Below are 20,116 nucleotides of genomic sequence, written 5' to 3'. Positions count from 1 at the left end.
AAATTCAACTTACAAACAGTATAGTGACCGCCTTTTTAGTTCTTAAAAAATATAGATAGTGAATGACTATATTTTAAACATTCACTATCTCACACTGCCAATCGCACAATTACGACACCGCTACTTTTTTAAAAGAGATAATATCAGGGTCATCAGCTCGGTTAATTCTATCCGCTAGCTCTGTCGCCGTTGGATTGTAGTACCCCATTAAAGTTTTTAAATCCTTATGTCCTGTTACTTTCGCCAAGTCCTGAATAGCTAGTTTTTTGGATAGACGGGTCGTTGCTTCATGCCGTGTATCATGGAAATTTAAATCCTCAATTCCCAACTCCCCTTTCACCACTTGCCAAAAATAAGAAGAAAGGACATTTGCTCTCGTTAAAGTACAAACTCGATCATCATGCAAGCCCCTCATTAACTCAAGCAAATCTCTTGCCTTGTTAGAAAGAGGCACTTTTCTCGCCATACCATTTTTTGTATCAGGCAATAAAACATACTCATCAAAAACATTTATCCATTTCATACCAACGATTTCCCCTGCCCTCATTGTTGTTTCGATTGCAAATAAGAAAGCCCAAGCTACTTGCTGTTTTTTGTTTACAGGCTGAAATGTTGGATAGTATGCAAATGCTTTTAAAATTTGATCGATCTCAGAATCCAAAATACGGCGTTCTCGATGTGGAGCTTGTGACGGCTTTGATATATCAGTTAGTGGAGAACTACCCATAATCCGCAATTCTTGCCGAGCATAACGAAATACTCCACCTAAAACACCCAAATCCCTTGCTACTGTTGATTCCGATACTTGTTTTAACCGCTCATTTCTAAATTCAATCATATCTAACTGCCCTAGCCCATTAATCGACTTCTGCATGAGCTTGGGAAATTTTTTAATGTAATTTTTAATCACGCAACTTTCTTGCTTCGCTCCTTTATGAGTAGGTGTCACCTCAACAAGATATTTATTGAGTAATTCCTCAAAAGTCATACTTTCAAGTTTTTTTTGCTTTTCTTCTTTTTTCTGTTGGTTTGGATTAATACCCTTAGAAAGCTGTACTTTGATTGCATCGCGCTGCAATCGAGCCTCTTTAATCGAAACGAATGGGTAGTTTCCAATAGTGGTAGTCCCCTTTTTCCCCGCAAGGGTAAATAACACCTTCCACACTTTTTTCCCTGTGGAAGAAGTAAATATATAAAGCATGTCACCATCAGAATGCTTTTGAAGCATTTCACTTGGCTTGATTGCGTCAATCTGTTGTTTCGTAAGCATATGTCACCCATAAAAACTTTTTTGAGAGGTTAAAGTTAAGTATGGTCAGAGGTTAAAATAATTTAACCACCCACTTAACCTCCCAATACATCGTGTTTCTAGGTTATTGCATGTTTCTCTAATAGGCAATAAAAAAGGCTCAATTCATTTAGAATCAAGCCTTTCTATGAACAACTTACACTAGATGTTATTGCATATTTTTACTAATAAATCGCCATATGATTGCGATGGATCATCTCTAAAGATCGAGCTTCACCAAGAACTTGATAGACCTTATCCGAAGCTAGACCTTTTACCAATTCAGCAGAACGTGAACTAAAGTTGACACGACCAACAGCAATACGCTGCCCATGTTGATCAACACATTCAACCACATCGCCACGTTCAAAATGCCCTTCTACAGCTTTCACACCCACAGGCAATAAACTACGATGTTTCAGCTTAATCGCATCAACTGCACCATCATCAATCACCAAACGGCCTGCGGTTTGTAAATGTGCCGCCAACCATTGTTGATGTGCGGTAATCCGGTCATTGTCGGTAACAAATAAAGTTCCCAACAATTCACCCGCCATTAAGCGAGACAATACATTTTCACTCTCACCACTGGCAATTAAGGTAGGACAACCTGATTTAGCAGCCAAACGAGCTGCTCGAACTTTGGTCACCATACCTCCACGACCAAAGACACCACCACCGCCTGCCATTTCAAACAGTTCATCATCTAATGCCCGGACAGTCGACAATAATTTCGCATCGGGGTTAGAACGTGGATCTGCGTCAAACATCCCTTGCTGATCGGTTAAAATAATCAGCAAATCGGCATGGACTTGCCCTGCAACCATCGCAGCCAAAGTATCGTTATCGCCAAAACGAATTTCATCTGTTGAAACAGTGTCATTTTCATTAATAACAGGAATGACACCCCATTCGATTAAATGCTGCAACGCATCACACGAGTTTAAATAACGACGGCGATCAGCCAAATCATCATGGGTTAACAAAACCTGAGCTGTTTTAATCTGATGTTGTTCCAGAACACTCGACCAAGTTTGTACCAGTCCCATTTGACCAATCGCAGCACATGCCTGAAGACTTGGTAAATCTGTGGGTCGTGCTGTTAATTTCATCCGAACCATGCCTTCAGCCACTGCACCCGATGAAACCAAAATGATTTCTCGGCCTTCCACATGTAGCTGAGCAATTTGACTTGCCCAATGTGAAATTGCATCAAGGTCTAAACCTTGACCATTTGCAGTGAGTAAAGCAGATCCGATTTTAACAACAATGCGTTTAAAGCTTTTTAGCTCGCGTCGCCCATTCACCACTTCTATCATCATGTCCTCAGTCGTACATTAACGTACGTATATTACTTCCACTTCGTCGTCTTCATCATCTTCATCTTCGTCATCAAGGTCACCCTCCCCTAGACGTTGTGCTCGACGCTGCGCACGGTACGCTTCTTTAGCAGCCAGTGTTTGTTCACGTGTTTCTGCTTCTAATTGATCGCGGAATGCTTTCATTTCTGCTGCATATTCAGGATCTTCAACTTCACGTTCACGCTGTTGTTCAATTTGATCCATCAAATAATACACAACTTCTTTAGTGCCTTCTTCAAGCAAACCAGATGTTCTAAAGACAGGACCTGTCCAATCAAGTTCTTTCAAAATATGCTGACACCATTCTTCACGAGAACTTTCATCAATTTGATCAAGTTTGTTTAAAACAAGAACAATTGGAAGTTTTGACAATGTCGGAGAGAATTTTGACAATTCACCTAAGATTGCTTTGGCGTTATGCACAGGGTCAGAACCATCAATCGGCTGAACATCCACGATATGTAATAGGATACGGGTACGTGCTAGATGTTTTAAGAAACGAATCCCAAGACCTGCACCTTCTGCCGCACCCTCAATCAGCCCTGGAATATCTGCCATGACAAATGAACGATGACGGTCTGCATCAACCACACCAAGGTTTGGTACCATTGTAGTAAATGGATAATCTGCAACTTTTGGTTTTGCTGCTGACACTGCACGAATAAAGGTTGATTTCCCTGCATTTGGCATACCAAGCAAACCGACATCTGCAAGGACTTTCAATTCTAGACGAATTTCACGAAACTCACCTTTAATCCCTGTAGTAAATTTACGTGGTGCGCGGTTAGTCGATGATTTAAAGTGAGTATTCCCCAAACCACCATCACCACCACCAGCAACCAACACACGTTGACCATCTGCAACCAAGTCGCCAATAATATCGCCTGATTCAGTATCTACAATTGTTGTTCCAACAGGAACTTTTAAAATTACGTCGGGCGCGCCACGACCAGCACAGTTTGCGCCTGCACCATTTTTTCCGCGTTCAGCGCGGAATTTACGGGTATATCGATAATCGACTAAGGTACTGGTGTCATCATCGGCTTGAATATATACACTACCACCACGACCACCATCACCACCATCTGGACCGCCAAAGGGTACAAATTTCTCACGGCGAAAACTGGCTACGCCATTGCCACCGTCGCCAGCCTCTACGGTAATGACTGCTTCATCAACAAAGCGCATCTGCCAATCCTCTGAATCTCTAAAACCGCCTATTCTGCCATATTTTAATAAATTTCTCGAATAGAAAAATCAGCGTATTCCATTTTATCGAAACAAGATGCTACTTTTTTCGCTGTAGAAGAATGTCATCGATATTTTCTTCAATCCAGTTCACTAAAATTTCTAACTTTTTTGCAGCCTGCTGCCCTATTTCGGTCAACTGATATTCAACACGTGGTGGCACTTCAGGATAGACCGTTCTGGTCATAAATCCGTCTTTTTCTAGCATCTTTAAGGTCTGGGTCAGCATTTTTTCACTCACACCATCAATATTCCTTTTCAATTCGCTAAAACGTTGCGTTCCGTGCCTTAAATGACTCAACACCAGCACAGACCATTTACTGGTTAGATGCTCCAATACCTCTCTTGACGGACACTGACTGAATAAGACTTGTCCTCTTGTTTTTTCACTAGACACCATTTTTAGCTTTCATCCCAAAACTTACCTTTCGGTAAGTACTTACTTTTTGTTAGTTTTGAAATTATGATGATATCACAAACTCAAAAAATGAGGTTTTTATGAAAATTGCAATTACGGGTGCAACTGGTGCACTTGGACAGCATGTTATTGCACATTTACAAAAACAGGCTCAGGATATTCAAATTATAGCGCTCGTTCGCAACATAGAAAAAGCTCAAACACTCTTTGAAGAACACATTGAAATTCGATATTTCAATTATGATGAACCAGATACGCTTACATCTGCACTCACAGAGGTAGATAAATTACTTTTAATTTCAGCCAATGAAGTTGGACGCAGAATACCCCAACATCAAGCTGTGATTCATGCTGCCCAACAGGCACATGTCCCATACATCGCTTATACCAGCCTACTTCATGCAGACCAATCATCACTCATTCTTGCCAAAGAACACAAAGCTACTGAACAACTGATTTATGAAAGTGGTTTACGCTATACCATTTTAAGAAATAATTGGTACAGTGAAAATTATCTTGGTAATTTACCCCATACAATTCAACAAGGCATTTTATATGGTGCTGCTCAAAATGGTCGCATCAGTGCTGCGTCACGTCAAGACTACGCACAGGCAGCCGCAAATGTTTTAATCAGCAACAACCATGACCAGCAGATTTATGAACTTGCAGGCTCAGAAAGTTTCAATCTCAGCGAACTTGCTGCAATCCTGAGTGAAATTTCAAAACAGCCCATTCACTATCAAAATCTTTCTGCCACAGAGTACACACAAGCACTCATCGCAGCGGGACTTCCTGCACCTGTTGTTGAAATTATTGTAGATGCAGACCAACAAGCTGCTCTTGGTGCGATGTACAGCCAATCTAAAGATTTAGAACACTTACTTGGTCAACCAACAACATCCATCCAAGCTCTAATCAAGAATGCACTCACTTAAGGTTCGTGGATATTTCACCCTAGACTGATCTCATGTTGGTTTATCGCGGCAAAACATATCTACCTTCTTCAATCAGATCATAAAAAATCCCAGCTCATTTCTAAACTGGGATTTTTTTTAAAACTTAAAAGATAACTTTTAAATTGAAACGTTTGGAACTTTTGGATACGCAACGCCACTCATTAACTCGGCAATACGCAATACCTGACAGCTATAACCAACTTCGTTGTCATACCAAACATACGCAGTTAAACGTGTACCTGATGCAATCGTTGCTTGAGCATCAAAAATACCTGCACTACGTGAACCAATAAAGTCAGATGACACAACTTCTGGCGAGTTAATATAACCAATTTGACCTTGAAGGCGTGAACCAATTGAAACCTGACGAATGTATTCATTCACTTCGTCACGATCAACATCTTTTGCCAAAGTTAAATTTAAAATTGCCAAAGATACGTTTGGTGTTGGTACACGAACAGAGTTACCTGTTAACTTATCTTTTAATACAGGCAATGCTTTAGCAACCGCTTTTGCTGCACCTGTTTCAGTGATAACCATGTTCAATGTTGCAGCACGACCACGACGATCCGCTTTATGATAGTTATCAATCAAGTTTTGGTCATTGGTGAATGAGTGAACTGTTTCTACATGACCATTCAATACTTCATATTTGTCATGCAAAACTTTTAACAATGGTGTGATTGCATTTGTTGTACAGCTTGCAGCAGAGATGATTTTATCTTCATCTAAAATGTCTGCTTGGTTTACACCAAACACCACATTTTTCATATCACCTTTACCCGGTGCTGTTAATACAACACGCGCTGCACCCGGGCATTTAAGATGTTGTGCCAAACCTTCTGAATCACGCCATTTGCCAGTGTTATCAATAACAAGTGCACTTTCAATACCATATTGAGTATAGTCAACTTCACTTGGGCTAGAGGCATAAATGACTTTGATGAAATTACCATTTGCAATGATGGCTTCATTTTCTTCATCAATAGAAATTGTACCCGCAAATGAACCATGAATTGAGTCACGACGCAATAATGAAGCACGTTTTGCTAAATCACCATCAGATGATTTACGCACAACGATTGCTTTTAAGCTCAAACCACGACCAATACCCGTTTGCTCAATAATCAAACGTGCCAAAATACGACCAATACGACCAAAACCATAAAGCACAACATCTTTTGGTTCTACATCGGCTTCACGACCTTCAATTGGCGCTACTGCATTTGCAACAAATGCATCAATGTCGCCACCTTTTTCTTTATATTCTACAGCTAGCTTACCTAGATCAACCTCAGCAGATCCAATGTTATCAAGCTTTGCAAGTGCTTCTAAAATAGGGAACGTATGAACAACTGACAATTCAACATCAACCACACGAGTACGGCGATGTGCTTTTAAGATTTGAATAACAGAACGATTAACTAATGCACGACCATAAACAGAAGTCACGATATTTTTTTCGCGATACAAACGGCCGATTAAAGCAATCATTTTTTCAGCGATTTCTTCGCGATTTTTCCAACGACCCTGATGTTCTGCATGTAGAGCGATAATAGTGTCTTTGCTCACAAGTACGTCCTCAAATTTAGTTATAGGGGTGTTTTATCCCACCGCAATTTTAAATGAATTTTGTTCAACTTAAAACAAAACCCACCCCACCATTATAATTGTTTCGTTATGATGTCATCATATACATAAATAAAGATAATACATTTATAAAAAAAATGTTTATTTAAATTATGAGGTTATATTACAACCATCTTTTTTATCGATCACTATTAACTCTAGCAGAGAATTTTTCCATATTCATAGCTAATGCACGCTTGGCACGATACTGCTTATACAGGTGTAATATTCCTTCCATAATCAATACAACAACAGCACACCAAATCGGAATATAGGTTAACCATTCTTCTCGGCGAATTGATTCCCCCAACATCAATGATGCCATCGCTAAAAGGATAGGTTCTAGATAGCTCAGCAATCCAAATAACACCATCGGTAAATAGCGACTTGCCAGAATATAACTGCCTAACCCGATTGCGCTTAAAATTCCCAACCCAATAATGACAAAAATTAAATGTGGCTGTTCGAAATAAGTCTGCCAAGGTTTCGACCATGTACTAATAAAATAAGCTGCTACAGGAAGAACCAATACATTATCCCACCAGAAACCACCCAAATGATCTGTTTTGATAAAACGGCGCATAAAGAAATATGCAGAGTACCCCAAAGCGACCAAAATCGTTTCCCACGCAACACTCCCCATCCGCCAAATTTCATGCCCCACACCAAGACATGCCAGCGCTACAGCAATTTTTTGAAAATTTGATATTTTTTCTTTATAAAATAGACTTCCCACCAATACTAAAACCAGTGGCAATAAAAAGTATCCCAAAGAAACCTGCATACCTCGCCCATTCATCGGTGCCCATAAGAACAACCAAAGTTGCACCCCCATTAAAAGGCTACTGAGCACCAACACAAGAAAAAAAGCAGGATTTTTCTTTAATCTAAAATAAACTTCACGAATAAGCTGAATATCTTTGGTTAGCCACATAAATAGTGTCAGAAATGGCAGCAATGAAATCATGCGCCAACCAAATACCTGTGTTCCATCAAAGTCTTGGAGTAAGGCACTATAAAAATACAGCAAACCAAAAATTGTAGATGCCAAAACAGAAAAAATCACGCCTTTAACCATCTACAACCCAACCTATCTAAAAATTTGATAAAAACGCACTATGTCTTCGGGCTATATTAACATCATTTTTCTGTATGTTTTGTGCGGATTAAATCTTGGGTTTGATACCCGATTTTTTGGGCATAACGGACATAATCATCATAAAGTGCTTCAGACATCGTTGGTTGTCGTGAAAGAATCCAAAGATATTTATGTTTAGGATCCCCCACCAAAGCCGTCTGATAATGATCATCTATTTTTAAGACCCAATAATCATCTCGTCCAACAGTTAACCATCTCACCACTTCGGGTAAAAAACTGATTTTAAACTTACTGTTGTGCGGTGGATTGACAATAAATGCCTCTCCCCTTATCGACTGCATTTGCCCTTGATCATCAATACAATCATTTTCAACTACGATTTGCCTATTGACGTTAATGGTGTAAATAACCTGTGTATTTTGTACACAGTCACTCAAAAAACCACTCGATTTATGTGCAATCTCATACCACACCCCCAAATAACGGTCTAATTCAAGAGAAGGAACTGCGGTAATGGTCTTTTTTTGGGCATAAGCATTCGGTAATAGTAAAAATATGCTCAATATCATCCATAAATTTTTTAATTTCCTGAACTGACTTGCCGTATTGTTATCATCCATAAATACAGTCATCCCACTTATTATAAAGTTATAAAGTGCCTTTTACATTTAACCTTAAACGTAAAAGGCAAAGGTTGACTGTTATGATTGTGTAAAACCTAAAACTTACATAACCAAATAAGATTTGAGTCGTACCATTTCATCACGAATTCGTGCAGCTTGCTCAAACTGCAATTCCTTCGATGCTTTGAGCATCTCTTTTTCAAGTTTTGCCAAATGTTTTGCCATTAATTTTGGATCAGCAACTAAATGTTGTTCATCCGCGGTTAAAGCCTGAATCTGCTCTTCAATTTTTAGTTCAATGTCGTCATCAGATAATATTTCGCCAGTATCAATTTCCTTGATTACCTGACGCACTGCGCTACGTGGAATAATGCCATGTTCTTCATTAAACTGAATTTGTTTCTCACGACGACGTTGTGTTTCATCCATCGCTTTACGCATAGAGTCTGTAATCGTGTCAGCATATAAAATTGCTTTGCCTTTTACATGACGCGCAGCACGACCAATAGTTTGAATCAATGAACGCTCTGAACGCAAAAAGCCTTCTTTATCAGCATCTAAAATAGCAACCAACGACACTTCTGGCATGTCTAAACCTTCACGTAACAGGTTAATCCCGACTAAAACGTCATGTATCCCTGTGCGTAATTCGTGGATGATTTTAACCCGCTCTACCGTATCAATATCCGAGTGTAAATATGCCACCTTAACGCCATATTCTTTTAAATAGGCGGTTAAATCTTCTGCCATCCGTTTTGTCAGTGTTGTCACCAAAACACGTTCATCAAGGTTTTTACGTAAGTTAATTTCAGACAGTACATCATCGACTTGCGTGAGCACTGGACGCACTTCTATTTCGGGATCAATCAAGCCCGTCGGACGCACCACTTGTTCAACAATCTGTTCAGATTTTTCCAGTTCATAACGTGCAGGTGTTGCACTGACAAATAAAGTCGTTGGAACAATTCTTTCCCATTCTTCAAATTTCATGGGGCGGTTATCCAATGCACTTGGCAATCGGAAACCATAATTCACCAAATTCTCTTTACGGGAACGGTCACCTTTATACATCGCCCCAATTTGTGGAACCGTAACATGTGATTCATCCAAAATCAGCAAGGCATCATCGGGAATATAATCAAACAAAGTCGGTGGTGCTTCACCTGCCTGACGACCTGAAAGATGGCGTGAGTAGTTTTCAATACCGTTGGTATAACCCAACTGTTGCATCATCTCCAGATCATAACGGGTACGTTGTTCAATACGCTGTGCTTCTAACAATTTGTCATGTTCTTTAAAGAATGCGATTTGATCTTTCAATTCTTCCTTAATCGTCCCAATCGCACGTTGTAAATGATCTTTCGGGGTTACGTAATGACTTTTTGGATAGATCGTTACGCGTGGTACTTTGCGCAGCATTTTTCCTGTCAGTGGATCAAACCAGCGAATTGAATCTACTTCGTCGTCAAATAATTCAATACGAATTGCTTCCTGATCAGATTCCGCAGGGAAAATATCAAAAATTTCACCACGAATTCGATAAGTACCCCGCACAAATTCCAGTTCATTTCGGCTATATTGCATCTCCACCAAGCGACGAATAATGTCGTCACGATTCACTCGGTCACCCTGCACAATATGCAACAGCATTTGCATGTAGGCATTAGGATCACCCAAACCATAAATTGCTGATACCGATGCTACAATAATCGCATCACGGCGTTCTAATAAGGAACGGGTTGCGGAAAGACGCATCTGGTCAATATGATCATTAATTGCCGCATCTTTTTCAATAAATGTATCCGAAGAAGGCACATAAGCTTCAGGTTGGTAATAGTCGTAATAACTAACAAAATACTCCACTGCGTTATTTGGGAAAAATGATTTAAATTCACCATATAACTGAGCAGCAAGGGTTTTGTTGTGTGCCATTACAATGGTTGGGCGCTGCAACTGCGCAATGACATTGGCCATAGTGTAGGTTTTACCTGAACCTGTCACCCCGAGCAATAACTGATTTTTTAATCCTTGTTGCACACCAGCCACCAGTTTTTCAATCGCTTGCGGCTGATCACCTGCGGGTTGATAATGCGTTTTCAAATCAAAAGGCTGGTTATTCACACGATTCTCTCGACGTTAAATTTGATACCAATATCAAAAAAGTTAAAAAATTAGATTTTGTATATAAATGCTGCTGTTTTACACATAATTCAAGTGTTTTTCGCTTGACCCAATTATAAATCAATAGCACCATGAGATTGAGCCCGCAGCGACTTATGCGTTTAAGATGTACCCAATGGCGTTGTGTTAGACACATTTATAGAATGGAATATTTTAAAAACAATGAACTATCAATACCATGATGAAAGCATTATCAAAAGTTTACCAGACGACACCGTTTTCGTTTTTGGCAGTAATTTAGCTGGAGAGCATACAGAAGGCGCAGCACGTATCGCACAACAGTTTTTTGGTGCATTTGCTGGCGTTGGTCGTGGCTGGTCTGGACAAAGTTACGCTATTCCAACCTTAAATGAGCATTTACAACAAATGCCATTGGCACAGATTAAACATTATATTGAAGATTTTAAAATCTATACGCAAAAACATCCCAATACGACATATTTTATTACCGCTTTAGGTTGTGGTCAGGCGGGTTATCAAACCTCCGAAATTGCTCCGCTTTTCCGTGATATTTCTTCTAACGTGATTTTTCCCGAATCATTCAAACCTTATATTGAAAAACATGCAGCCGCATTATTCCCTAACCTTGATGCAAAAATGGTACAGCAAATTTTCACACCTGAAATTATGTTAGCGGATGATTATGAACAGGCACTACAAGCCACCACTTTGTCTGCTGCTCAACGTCAGGTTGCCTTAAAAGTGTTAGAAGATAGACCTTATCCTGAAGATCGTTATGGTCGACGTCGAGATTTTGAAATTGAAGATATTCTCAAACAGGTCAATATTTTATTTCATTTAACCCCGCAAAGTGATGCTTGGTATCTTTTTGGTGGCAGTGTTTTAGCACTGATGGAGCTTTACGAGTTCAATGAACAGGACTTTATTGCACTCTGGGAAGGTAAAATAGAAATTAAACATCCCATCAAACGTAAACACCATCATTAATACTTAAATCTGCCGACCAGATAAATTCCAGTCATCGCGTCGGCTTATTTATTCCCTAGGTTTTCTTTTCTGCATATAATACGTCTCATTAATTTTAAATACTTTAGAATAATTTTCTCTGGGGCGTTGTATGAATATTTTAGACTCATCTATTTTTGATCTTGCACCTATCCCCATGTGGCTTGAGGATTTTAGTGAAGTAAAACAACTATTTGATCAATGGAAAGCCCAAGGCGTTACCGATTTAGTTACCTTCTTAAAACAAAAACCTGAGTCCCTCCTCCAATCTTCACAATGCATTAAAGTATTAAAAGTTAATCAAAAAACCTTAGACGTATTTCAAGCAAAAGACCAAGAACACCTGTGTAGCAATCTCGATTCAGTCTTTAAAGCAGAAATGTTGCAATCTCATATCTACGAACTTGCGGCACTTTGGGAAGGAAGAACCGAATTTACCAGCACCAATGTCAACTATACACTGACAGGAAAACGGCTGGATGTTCAGGTCAGAGCAACGGTTTTGCCTGGCCATGAGCATGATCTATCCCGTATCTTACTCACCACAGAAGATATCACTGCCTACCAAAATGCACGACGACTAGAAGAAAAAAATCGTCAACTTGCCCAGTCTATGTTTATTTATTCACCAACATCGTTATGGGTAGAAGACTTTAGCCGTGTCAAAGAACGAATCGACCAGTTAAAAGCGCTCGGCATTGACGACTTTCGTACTTTTTTAGATGTGCATCATGATTTTGTTCAACAATGTATTGACGATATCATCATTCTGGATGTAAATCAGGCGACTCTAGATTTATTTAAAGCTGCCAATAAAGATGTTTTATTGAAAAATGTACATAAGATTTTTACGCAGGAAATGAATAATACCTTTAGAGAACAATTAATGGAGCTCTGGAAAGGAAATATCCATCACCAACGTGAAGCCATCAATTATGCACTTGATGGCACTATTCGTAATGTCTTATTACAGTTTACGGTTTTCCCAGGTTATGAACACAACTGGAAAATCGTACAAGTTGCCCTAACAGACATTACTGCACGTAAAAAAGCCGAGAATTATCTTGAATATCTGGGTAAACACGATGTCTTGACCAAGTTATTTAACCGCGCCTTTTTTACCGAAGAAGTAAATCGCCTACAACGCAGCAAAATATCCCCGATTTCTTGTATCTTCCTTGACCTCAACGGCCTAAAAGAAATTAATGATGCACTTGGACATGATACTGGTGATGATATTTTGCGTCGTATTGGTGTGATTCTGAATCAAATTATTTTGGATACTCAATTTACCGCTTCTCGCGTTGGAGGCGATGAGTTTGTGATTTTAATGCCAGATGCAAATGAAAATGACGTTCAAGGGATACTGCATACCATCCATGAACTGGTCAACATCGATAATCAATTTTATTCTAGTCGTCCAATTAGCTTGTCCATTGGACATGCAACCAACATGCCTGATGAAAATTTAGAAGAACTTTTAAAACGTGCCGACCAAGCCATGTATGAAAATAAAAAACATTTTTATCAGCATAATCCCAAAACACAAAAATAAAAAAAACAGGCAATCGCCTGTTTTTTTTAACGTTTACCCATTGAACGACGCGTACCACGTGGTGGCATCCAAGTGCGATCCGCATACTGTTCTGGTTTAGGACGAACTTGGTTATGCATTGCATCGGTTGTGTCTTGTGCGTCTTTCTTTGGCAAAGAAAATGGGAGTTTGGCCTGAGCTTTACGAGTGTTCATACATTTAAATCTAAATTCAAACTAAGCCCTAGTTTAAGGCTTTTCTTGGTATTTGACGAGTTTTTTATCAACCACTCCATGTCGAACCTCGATAATCTTATTAAATTTGAGTAATTAATCTCGTTTCGAGGCATGAATATATTTATGTTTGTTTCATGATAACAATCTCTATTGCACTGCCATCTATTCAATTATTAAGCAACAAATATGAAAGTTCAAACACACAAACCCTTTCGATATCCGCTTCGGCAATTTATGTACCATACTTATTATCTGTACCACTTCACCCAAATTTAGCCTTCATTTAATATTCCAACATATTATTTACTATCTACTTTTTGCATATTGATGTGAATTTAATAACCGCTAAGGTCTTAATAAGGAAAATTAATGCATTATCATCTAGCATGTTTTCGTTTTTCCGTTAAGATAGAATAGTTTTGTTTTTTAATCCCACAAAGAAGGAATATTGCCGTGGACGTACGTCTGTCAGATCGCGTGAATGCCATCAAACCGTCCCCTACACTTGCCGTAACCAATAAAGCTGCTGAACTTAAAGCAGCAGGTAAAAACGTTATTGGTCTAGGTGCAGGCGAACCTGATTTCGACACCCCGCAACATATCAAAGATGCAGCGATTGAAGCTATTAACAATGGTTTCACCAAATATACTGCTGTTGATGGTACGCCAGGCCTTAAAAAAGCAATTATCGCAAAACTTAAACGTGATAATAATTTAGACTATCAAGCAAACCAGATTTTGGTTTCTTGTGGTGGGAAACAATCTTTCTTTAACTTGGCACTTGCTTTGTTAAACAAAGGTGATGAAGTGATTATTCCTGCACCGTACTGGGTAAGCTATCCAGATATGGTGATTATCGCTGAAGGCACACCTGTTATTGTAAAATGTGGTGAAGAACAACGCTTCAAAATCACACCTGAACAATTAGAAGCGGCAATTACTGAAAAAACACGTTTAGTTGTGTTAAACAGCCCTTCAAACCCAACAGGGATGATTTATACAAAAGCAGAACTAGAAGCTTTAGCTGAAGTTTTACGTCGTCACCCTCAAGTTTTTGTCGCATCAGACGACATGTATGAGCCAATTCGTTGGGATGATGAATTCTTTAACATCGCAACTGTCGCACCAGATTTATATGACCGTGTTATTGTATTAAATGGTGTGTCTAAAGCCTATGCGATGACAGGCTGGCGTATTGGTTATGCAGCAGGTCCTGCAAAATTGATTGGCGCAATGAAAAAAATCCAATCTCAATCAACTTCTAACCCAACATCTATTTCACAAGTTGCAGCAGAAGCAGCCCTAAATGGTTCGCAAGATGTTCTTAAACCAATGATTGAAGCATTTAAACGTCGTCACGACTTAGTTGTGAATGGTTTAAATGACATCAAAGGTATTTCTTGTTTACCTGCCGATGGCGCATTCTATGCCTACGCGAACATTCGTCCATTGATTCGTGCTAAAGGTTTAAAATCATGCACAGAATTTGCAGCATGGTTACTTGAAGAAACTGGCGTCGCTGTTGTACCTGGTGATGCTTTCGGCCTTGGCGGTTATATGCGTATTTCTTATGCAACTGCTGATGAAGTTTTAGTTGATGCGCTTGCTCGTATCAAGAAAGCAGCTGAATCTATTGATGGTGTAGAAGAAGCAATTGCATCAATTAAAGCTGAAAATGCAGCTTAAGCGATCCAAATAAAAAAAGCCCAGTTCACATTGATCTGGGCTTTTTTATGCTTAAAATTTTAAGAGTTATGCTTAGGTCGTTCTAATGCAATAAAACTTAAATAATATGCCAAAGTTTGAGTTAGTGTAACCGTTACGATTGCCTGCTCATGCGTCGACCAAGCTAAAGCAGTCGAATGCTTTTGCAATCCATTTGAAGAAATTGAAAATAAATAAAGCTCATTGCCAGATTGTATGCGCTGAACAGGTTGCCAAAAATTCTTCTCTTCTAAGTTCAGTACCCCAACATCACCATCTATCCATTTATGTGCAAACCATAACTGCAATAGATCGCCTATATACAACTTTTGTTCACTTACAAAGCCAAAATAAATCTGTGCCGTTTCTACGGTTTGATAATATTGAGATGGATCTTTAATAATTGATAAATAATGGGTTTGATACCAAGAGAAATTAGAAAAGATCTGTTGAATATTCAATGTCGGCATACAGTTCGACCTCCGATTTAGCCATTTTGTGCTGGCAATTTGGGTTAAATCCACACTTGAAATAGAAAACCTATTTCAAATCTTGTTATATAGTTATTCATTTAACCAATTTTATTTTTTAATCACAAGTATTTTTTTGAATTCACAACACTTTGCTTAAATATAAAACATCTAGTCACCAAAATAAAAAAATCAGCTTGACCGTTTTTAAAATCTCTTTATAATCGCTCTCAGATTCTCCAATAGCTCAGTCGGTAGAGCGACGGACTGTTAATCCGCAGGTCCCTGGTTCGAGCCCAGGTTGGAGAGCCAGAATTCAAAAACCTACTTTTTAAAAGTAGGTTTTTTTACGCCTAATACTTTTACCCTGCGTTCCTACTGATCATATTTGAATATTAAAAATACCTATAACAATTGTAAATATTCCCAAACGATTATTGTACGGCCACTTTTCCCCGTTATAAGAAACCATTGTAGTTAAACTGTATTATCATTCCAATCATATATTTTGTGAAAAATAACAGCTTATCGTAGCGAGATATACATATAATCTGAGGAAATTTAGCCTGTTATTGCTTTACAAAAATCTATCTTGTAAATACTTTATTTCCTTTTTTAGCTATGTTTATATATTTTTGATCCAAGTGATTGGATAAATTTAAATCAATAGGAATAATTAAATGAAAAAACTTTTAATCGCAGTGAGCCTTGTTACACCTATTATCCTTGCTGGTTGTAATAAAGCAAAAGCCCCTGAAACAGGTGCAACAACCGAACAACATTTAGATAAAGCAGCAGAACAAGCCGGACATGACATCAAAAATGCTGCAAGTGATGCTACAGCAAAAATTGATACCGCAACAAAAGACGCAACTGCAAAAATTAATGCTGCTGCTGACCATGCACAAACAGCAACGGCTGAAGCAACAGATAAAGCAACAGCGACAGCTCAAGATGCGACAGTAAAAACAGCTCAAGCTGTTGAAGACACAGCAAAAGATATTAAAGAAAAAGCTAAAAACTAAAATAAAAAAGCTCCTACTTATTAGGAGCTTTTTTTGTTACATTCAGCCTTACACCACAGTAGCAGGCACACCACTATGAAAACGGAACATATCATCTGGCGTTAAAATTAACTGTTTTTCAACTTCTCGAATATGTTCAATCCGTTGTTGAATGTCTTCTTCAGGATTTTTCATTTTAGCCGTATTTGCAACTTCTAGTGCCAATGCCAAGTAGTCCTCATAATGACGAGACTCCGACTTTAATAAATAACGGTAATACCGCCCTAATTCGTCATCTACCAATGGTGCAAGTGCATAAAATCGCTCACATGAACGGGCTTCTACAAATGCACCAATAATCAGTACATCTATCAAAGCTTCGGGTTCATAAGTACGCACTTCCTTACGTAATCCCCCTGCATAGCGCCCTGCACTGACCGCTTTCCATTCTTGACCACGCTTCGCCATAAATTCCAAAACTTGCTCGTAGTGCAACATTTCTTCGCGAACCAATTGGGCAAGCTTAACCTGTAAATCTGTGAAAAAACTGTAGCGAAACATCAGATTCATTGCTGTGCCTGCTGCTTTTTTTTCGCAGTTGGCATGGTCTTGCATCAATAATTCAAGATTATTAACAGCCTCATCTAACCATGCTTTGGGTGTTTCGCAACCTAAAAATGCAATCACAGGTTGCATTAATTCATCATACTGCGTATTTGACATTACTTACTCGCTGCATCAATTGCTGCTTTCATCTGTTGCACTGCCTGTGCAAGACCAACAAAGATACTATCTGCAATAATAGAATGACCAATGTTTAACTCATGAATCTGAGGGATCGCTGCAATTGGTGCAACATTCTGTAAATTTAACCCATGACCTGCATTCACAACCAAACCTTTTTCTGAGGCATAGCGTGTCGCATCAATAATTCGCTTTAATTCTTGTTGTTGCTTTTCCTCGGTTTCAGCATCTGCATAAGCACCTGTATGCAATTCAATCGTTGGTGCGCCACATGCAACAGCGGCATCAATTTGTGCAAAATCAGCATCAATAAATAATGACACATCACAACCAATGGCGATTAACGCCTGTGTCGCATTTTTTACTTTATCCAACTGTCCTGCAACATCCAAACCACCTTCAGTGGTCAGCTCTTGGCGACGTTCAGGAACAAAACATACGTGTTGTGGCTTAATTTCTTTGGCAAATGCAACCATTTCATCTGTTACAGCCATTTCCAAATTCATTCTTGTTTTAAGTGCTGGACGCATGCGACGTACATCATCATCCTGAATATGACGACGGTCTTCACGTAGGTGCAAGGTAATCCCTTCCGCACCCGATTCTTCACACAACAAAGCCGCCTGAACAGGGTCAGGATAATGTGTACCGCGTGCTTGTCTTAAAGTGGCAACATGGTCAATATTTACACCAAGTAAAACAGCCATAGCATTTTTCCTATTTAGTTCTGAATATGACGATGCTGAATCCATAATTGGCGGCTTTTTAATGGACGCTCTCCCAACAAGGATGTGATCATCTGTCGATAAAGTTTCGTTAGACATTGTAACTGTTGTGAATCAAATTCCCTACCTTGAATATGATTTTGCATGCTTAAAATTAGCTCACCTGTTAAAGCCGAGGCAGTCGCTTTTATTTCAGGCAAAAAACCTTCATTGATATGAAATTGATAATGTGTATTTGGGATGATTGGGCTTTGATGTGCATCCAAACCAAAATCGATGGGATATCCCAAATCCTGTAATAGCGCATGTTCAAATTGTCTGAGTATTTGCTTTAAGAACAAAGCCTGATCTGGCTGTTCGGCTAAATGCTGAAGATGTGTAAGACAAATGGCATATTGATGAAAGGTATGTGGTAAGTTTTCTTCTAATGGACATAGTCGCAAAATAATTTCATTTAGATAAAACCCACAAAAAAAGGCATCGCCATGAAAAAAAATAGGTTGTTGTTGTATTTCAAGTTTACTTAAATTTTTAAGCTCAGATTTTCCCGAAGCCTGAAGCTGAATTGGCTGAAACTGAGGCGGGGGCGTTTGACGCAATATGCCATCAACACGCCCATGCTCTTGGGTAAATAAATGCACAATATGACTTTTTTCACGGTATTTACGATGATGAATTAAATATCCATGTAAAACTTCATTGCGCATAAATGGTTATTTATCTTCTTTTTCTTTGTCGTCGTCGTCACCATCAGGTGTCACAGCGCGTACAACTGCTGCTGTGCCTTTTACCACGCCCTTTGTTGCTTCATATGCAACTTTTACAGGTAAGGTGACGATACTGGTAATACAACCCTGTAAACATAGTGCTGTGACCAACAAGATAAATATTTTACCCATAGCTATACTCTTAGATGTCGCTATAACCGAGACTCTTTAATGCTCGCTCATCATCAGACCAACCACCTTTGACTTTAACCCAAAGTGTTAGCATGATTTTTTGCTCAAACATTTTTTCCATATCTACACGAGCATCCATACCAATTTTTTTCAGTTTAGCGCCTTTTTCGCCAATCACAATTGCTTTTTGGCCCGGACGATCCACAAAAATGGTCGCATCAATGTAAGTACATGCAGGTTTTGGACGACCTGTTTTTTCATTGATTGTTGCATCTTCGGTTTTAAACGACTCAATTTGTACAGTCAAGTCATAAGGGAGTTCTTCACCCAACTGACGCATGATTTTTTCACGAATGATTTCACTTGCCAAGAAACGTTCTGAACGGTCTGTCACTTGATCAAATGAATATAACGGTTGTGAAAATGGTAAATATTTTTCAATCGTATCTCGAAGATGATCAAGATTTGCACCGCGTAATGCAGATACAGGAACAATCTCAGCAAAATTCATTAATTTTGTACGTTCTTGAATCAATGGCAGTAAAGATTTTTTATCTTCAAGCGTATCAATTTTATTGATCACCAAAATCACAGGCATTTCTGCATTTTGTAATTTTTCAAGAACCAAATCATCATTGGCAGTCCATTTATGACCATCGATCACAAATAAAACCAAGTTCACATCACGCAATGCTGAATGTGCTGCACGGTTCATCATCTTATTGATGGCGCGGACTTCTTTCTTATGCATCCCCGGAGTATCAACATACACAGCTTGTGATTTCTCACGAGAGTCAATACCAACAATTTTATGGCGTGTAGTTTGCGGTTTACGAGATGTAATCGAAAGTTTTTGTCCTAATAAGTGGTTCATCAATGTAGATTTACCGACGTTAGGACGTCCAACAATAGCAACAAATCCACTTTTAAAATCTGCGGGAATAATTGTGCCTTGTGACTTAAAGAATGAATCAATCAAATTTTGATCTTCAGGATTCACATTTTGATCATCGTTTTGATCAGATGACATC

20 protein-coding genes and 1 tRNA gene are annotated in these 20,116 nt (G+C 38.9%); 6 read left to right on the top strand and 15 right to left on the bottom strand.

The features are described from left to right. Positions 1-109: 109 nt before the first annotated feature. The 4 genes from ABDV70_RS05400 to ABDV70_RS05385 form a co-directional block, all read right to left on the bottom strand. The gene (locus tag ABDV70_RS05400; protein WP_343596046.1) at positions 110-1,270 is read right to left on the bottom strand and encodes a site-specific integrase; all 1,161 of its coding nucleotides are present in this window, start codon (positions 1,268-1,270) and stop codon (positions 110-112) included. Between the two features lie 203 nt (positions 1,271-1,473). Next, entirely contained in the window at positions 1,474-2,607 is a 1,134-nt protein-coding gene (gene proB / locus ABDV70_RS05395) for a glutamate 5-kinase (protein WP_343596429.1), read from the bottom strand. A gap of 18 nt (positions 2,608-2,625) precedes the next feature. Next, entirely contained in the window at positions 2,626-3,837 is a 1,212-nt protein-coding gene (gene cgtA, locus ABDV70_RS05390) for an Obg family GTPase CgtA (RefSeq protein ID WP_343596044.1), read from the bottom strand. 100 nt (positions 3,838-3,937) lie between these two features. Then, complete coding sequence (locus ABDV70_RS05385; RefSeq protein WP_343596042.1) at positions 3,938-4,297, bottom strand: helix-turn-helix domain-containing protein; 360 nt, start codon at positions 4,295-4,297, stop codon at positions 3,938-3,940. Between the two features lie 98 nt (positions 4,298-4,395). On the opposite strand from ABDV70_RS05385, the gene ABDV70_RS05380 reads away from it, so the two are divergent. Next, positions 4,396-5,250 (top strand): SDR family oxidoreductase, encoded by an 855-nt coding sequence (locus ABDV70_RS05380; protein WP_343596040.1) that lies wholly within the window; start codon positions 4,396-4,398, stop codon positions 5,248-5,250. A gap of 138 nt (positions 5,251-5,388) precedes the next feature. Here the strand turns inward: ABDV70_RS05380 and ABDV70_RS05375 are convergent, their stop codons facing one another. The 4 genes from ABDV70_RS05375 to uvrB all read right to left on the bottom strand — a co-directional run bounded on the left by ABDV70_RS05375 (position 5,389) and on the right by uvrB (position 10,743). After that, complete coding sequence (locus tag ABDV70_RS05375) at positions 5,389-6,843, bottom strand: glyceraldehyde-3-phosphate dehydrogenase (protein ID WP_343596039.1); 1,455 nt, start codon at positions 6,841-6,843, stop codon at positions 5,389-5,391. A gap of 196 nt (positions 6,844-7,039) precedes the next feature. Beyond that, positions 7,040-7,978 carry an EamA family transporter RarD gene (rarD, locus tag ABDV70_RS05370; protein WP_343596038.1) on the bottom strand — a complete coding sequence of 313 codons (939 nt, stop codon included), beginning with the start codon at positions 7,976-7,978 and terminating at the stop codon, positions 7,040-7,042. A 62-nt stretch (positions 7,979-8,040) separates the two neighbouring features. Continuing rightward, positions 8,041-8,619, bottom strand: coding sequence for a lipocalin family protein (locus ABDV70_RS05365; RefSeq protein ID WP_343596037.1), 579 nt, complete (start codon positions 8,617-8,619; stop codon positions 8,041-8,043). Positions 8,620-8,724: 105 nt separating this feature from the next. Then, positions 8,725-10,743: an excinuclease ABC subunit UvrB gene (gene uvrB / locus ABDV70_RS05360; RefSeq protein ID WP_343596036.1), complete on the bottom strand. Its 2,019-nt coding sequence runs from the start codon at positions 10,741-10,743 to the stop codon at positions 8,725-8,727. A gap of 222 nt (positions 10,744-10,965) precedes the next feature. Between uvrB and ABDV70_RS05355 the strand changes: the two genes are divergently transcribed. Together ABDV70_RS05355 and ABDV70_RS05350 are read left to right on the top strand one after the other, a co-directional pair. After that, positions 10,966-11,751 carry a hypothetical protein gene (locus tag ABDV70_RS05355; protein ID WP_343596034.1) on the top strand — a complete coding sequence of 262 codons (786 nt, stop codon included), beginning with the start codon at positions 10,966-10,968 and terminating at the stop codon, positions 11,749-11,751. Positions 11,752-11,881: 130 nt separating this feature from the next. Beyond that, positions 11,882-13,324 carry a sensor domain-containing diguanylate cyclase gene (locus ABDV70_RS05350; RefSeq protein WP_343596033.1) on the top strand — a complete coding sequence of 481 codons (1,443 nt, stop codon included), beginning with the start codon at positions 11,882-11,884 and terminating at the stop codon, positions 13,322-13,324. A gap of 26 nt (positions 13,325-13,350) precedes the next feature. On the opposite strand, the gene ABDV70_RS05345 is transcribed toward ABDV70_RS05350, so the two are convergent. Beyond that, entirely contained in the window at positions 13,351-13,518 is a 168-nt protein-coding gene (locus tag ABDV70_RS05345) for a hypothetical protein (protein ID WP_343596032.1), read from the bottom strand. Positions 13,519-13,992: 474 nt separating this feature from the next. On the opposite strand from ABDV70_RS05345, the gene ABDV70_RS05340 reads away from it, so the two are divergent. Continuing rightward, the gene (locus ABDV70_RS05340) at positions 13,993-15,225 is read left to right on the top strand and encodes a pyridoxal phosphate-dependent aminotransferase (protein ID WP_343596031.1); all 1,233 of its coding nucleotides are present in this window, start codon (positions 13,993-13,995) and stop codon (positions 15,223-15,225) included. A gap of 59 nt (positions 15,226-15,284) precedes the next feature. Here ABDV70_RS05340 and ABDV70_RS05335 read toward each other — a convergent pair whose 3' ends face one another. Then, complete coding sequence (locus ABDV70_RS05335; protein WP_343596029.1) at positions 15,285-15,713, bottom strand: hypothetical protein; 429 nt, start codon at positions 15,711-15,713, stop codon at positions 15,285-15,287. Between the two features lie 236 nt (positions 15,714-15,949). Here ABDV70_RS05335 and ABDV70_RS05330 point away from each other — a divergent pair. Then, positions 15,950-16,025, top strand: a tRNA-Asn gene (locus ABDV70_RS05330). A 368-nt stretch (positions 16,026-16,393) separates the two neighbouring features. Further along, complete coding sequence (locus ABDV70_RS05325) at positions 16,394-16,738, top strand: hypothetical protein (protein ID WP_343596028.1); 345 nt, start codon at positions 16,394-16,396, stop codon at positions 16,736-16,738. Between the two features lie 48 nt (positions 16,739-16,786). Here the strand turns inward: ABDV70_RS05325 and ABDV70_RS05320 are convergent, their stop codons facing one another. Genes ABDV70_RS05320 through era form a run of 5 tightly spaced genes read right to left on the bottom strand, consistent with a single transcriptional unit; the run spans position 16,787 to position 20,115 of the window. Next, positions 16,787-17,440 (bottom strand): tRNA-(ms[2]io[6]A)-hydroxylase, encoded by a 654-nt coding sequence (locus ABDV70_RS05320; protein ID WP_343596026.1) that lies wholly within the window; start codon positions 17,438-17,440, stop codon positions 16,787-16,789. Beyond that, positions 17,440-18,168 (bottom strand): pyridoxine 5'-phosphate synthase, encoded by a 729-nt coding sequence (gene pdxJ / locus ABDV70_RS05315; protein WP_343596024.1) that lies wholly within the window; start codon positions 18,166-18,168, stop codon positions 17,440-17,442. Before pdxJ ends, ABDV70_RS05320 begins: the two co-directional genes overlap by 1 nt. A gap of 14 nt (positions 18,169-18,182) precedes the next feature. Then, positions 18,183-18,893: a DNA repair protein RecO C-terminal domain-containing protein gene (locus tag ABDV70_RS05310; RefSeq protein WP_343596022.1), complete on the bottom strand. Its 711-nt coding sequence runs from the start codon at positions 18,891-18,893 to the stop codon at positions 18,183-18,185. Between the two features lie 6 nt (positions 18,894-18,899). Then, complete coding sequence (locus ABDV70_RS05305) at positions 18,900-19,085, bottom strand: NF038104 family lipoprotein (protein WP_343596020.1); 186 nt, start codon at positions 19,083-19,085, stop codon at positions 18,900-18,902. Between the two features lie 10 nt (positions 19,086-19,095). Further along, positions 19,096-20,115, bottom strand: coding sequence for a GTPase Era (gene era / locus ABDV70_RS05300; protein ID WP_343596427.1), 1,020 nt, complete (start codon positions 20,113-20,115; stop codon positions 19,096-19,098). Position 20,116: the final 1 nt, after the last annotated feature.

This window comes from Acinetobacter sp. (assembly GCF_039596015.1).
GTDB lineage: Bacteria > Pseudomonadota > Gammaproteobacteria > Pseudomonadales > Moraxellaceae > Acinetobacter.
This window is presented reverse-complemented; position numbering and strand designations above follow the sequence as displayed.

What these genes read in the sequence shown, in the direction of transcription:
- ABDV70_RS05320 (WP_343596026.1), bottom strand. Translation starts at nt 17,440, where the DNA reads ATGTCAAATACGCAGTATGATGAATTAATGCAACCTGTGATTGCATTT.
- ABDV70_RS05355 (WP_343596034.1), top strand. Translation starts at nt 10,966, where the DNA reads ATGAACTATCAATACCATGATGAAAGCATTATCAAAAGTTTACCAGAC.
- ABDV70_RS05310 (WP_343596022.1), bottom strand. Translation starts at nt 18,893, where the DNA reads ATGCGCAATGAAGTTTTACATGGATATTTAATTCATCATCGTAAATAC.
- ABDV70_RS05385 (WP_343596042.1), bottom strand. Translation starts at nt 4,297, where the DNA reads ATGGTGTCTAGTGAAAAAACAAGAGGACAAGTCTTATTCAGTCAGTGT.
- ABDV70_RS05305 (WP_343596020.1), bottom strand. Translation starts at nt 19,085, where the DNA reads ATGGGTAAAATATTTATCTTGTTGGTCACAGCACTATGTTTACAGGGT.
- era (WP_343596427.1), bottom strand. Translation starts at nt 20,115, where the DNA reads ATGTCATCTGATCAAAACGATGATCAAAATGTGAATCCTGAAGATCAA.
- ABDV70_RS05350 (WP_343596033.1), top strand. Translation starts at nt 11,882, where the DNA reads ATGAATATTTTAGACTCATCTATTTTTGATCTTGCACCTATCCCCATG.
- pdxJ (WP_343596024.1), bottom strand. Translation starts at nt 18,168, where the DNA reads ATGGCTGTTTTACTTGGTGTAAATATTGACCATGTTGCCACTTTAAGA.
- proB (WP_343596429.1), bottom strand. Translation starts at nt 2,607, where the DNA reads ATGATAGAAGTGGTGAATGGGCGACGCGAGCTAAAAAGCTTTAAACGC.
- rarD (WP_343596038.1), bottom strand. Translation starts at nt 7,978, where the DNA reads ATGGTTAAAGGCGTGATTTTTTCTGTTTTGGCATCTACAATTTTTGGT.
- cgtA (WP_343596044.1), bottom strand. Translation starts at nt 3,837, where the DNA reads ATGCGCTTTGTTGATGAAGCAGTCATTACCGTAGAGGCTGGCGACGGT.
- ABDV70_RS05335 (WP_343596029.1), bottom strand. Translation starts at nt 15,713, where the DNA reads ATGCCGACATTGAATATTCAACAGATCTTTTCTAATTTCTCTTGGTAT.
- ABDV70_RS05325 (WP_343596028.1), top strand. Translation starts at nt 16,394, where the DNA reads ATGAAAAAACTTTTAATCGCAGTGAGCCTTGTTACACCTATTATCCTT.
- ABDV70_RS05400 (WP_343596046.1), bottom strand. Translation starts at nt 1,270, where the DNA reads ATGCTTACGAAACAACAGATTGACGCAATCAAGCCAAGTGAAATGCTT.
- ABDV70_RS05365 (WP_343596037.1), bottom strand. Translation starts at nt 8,619, where the DNA reads ATGGATGATAACAATACGGCAAGTCAGTTCAGGAAATTAAAAAATTTA.
- ABDV70_RS05345 (WP_343596032.1), bottom strand. Translation starts at nt 13,518, where the DNA reads ATGAACACTCGTAAAGCTCAGGCCAAACTCCCATTTTCTTTGCCAAAG.
- ABDV70_RS05380 (WP_343596040.1), top strand. Translation starts at nt 4,396, where the DNA reads ATGAAAATTGCAATTACGGGTGCAACTGGTGCACTTGGACAGCATGTT.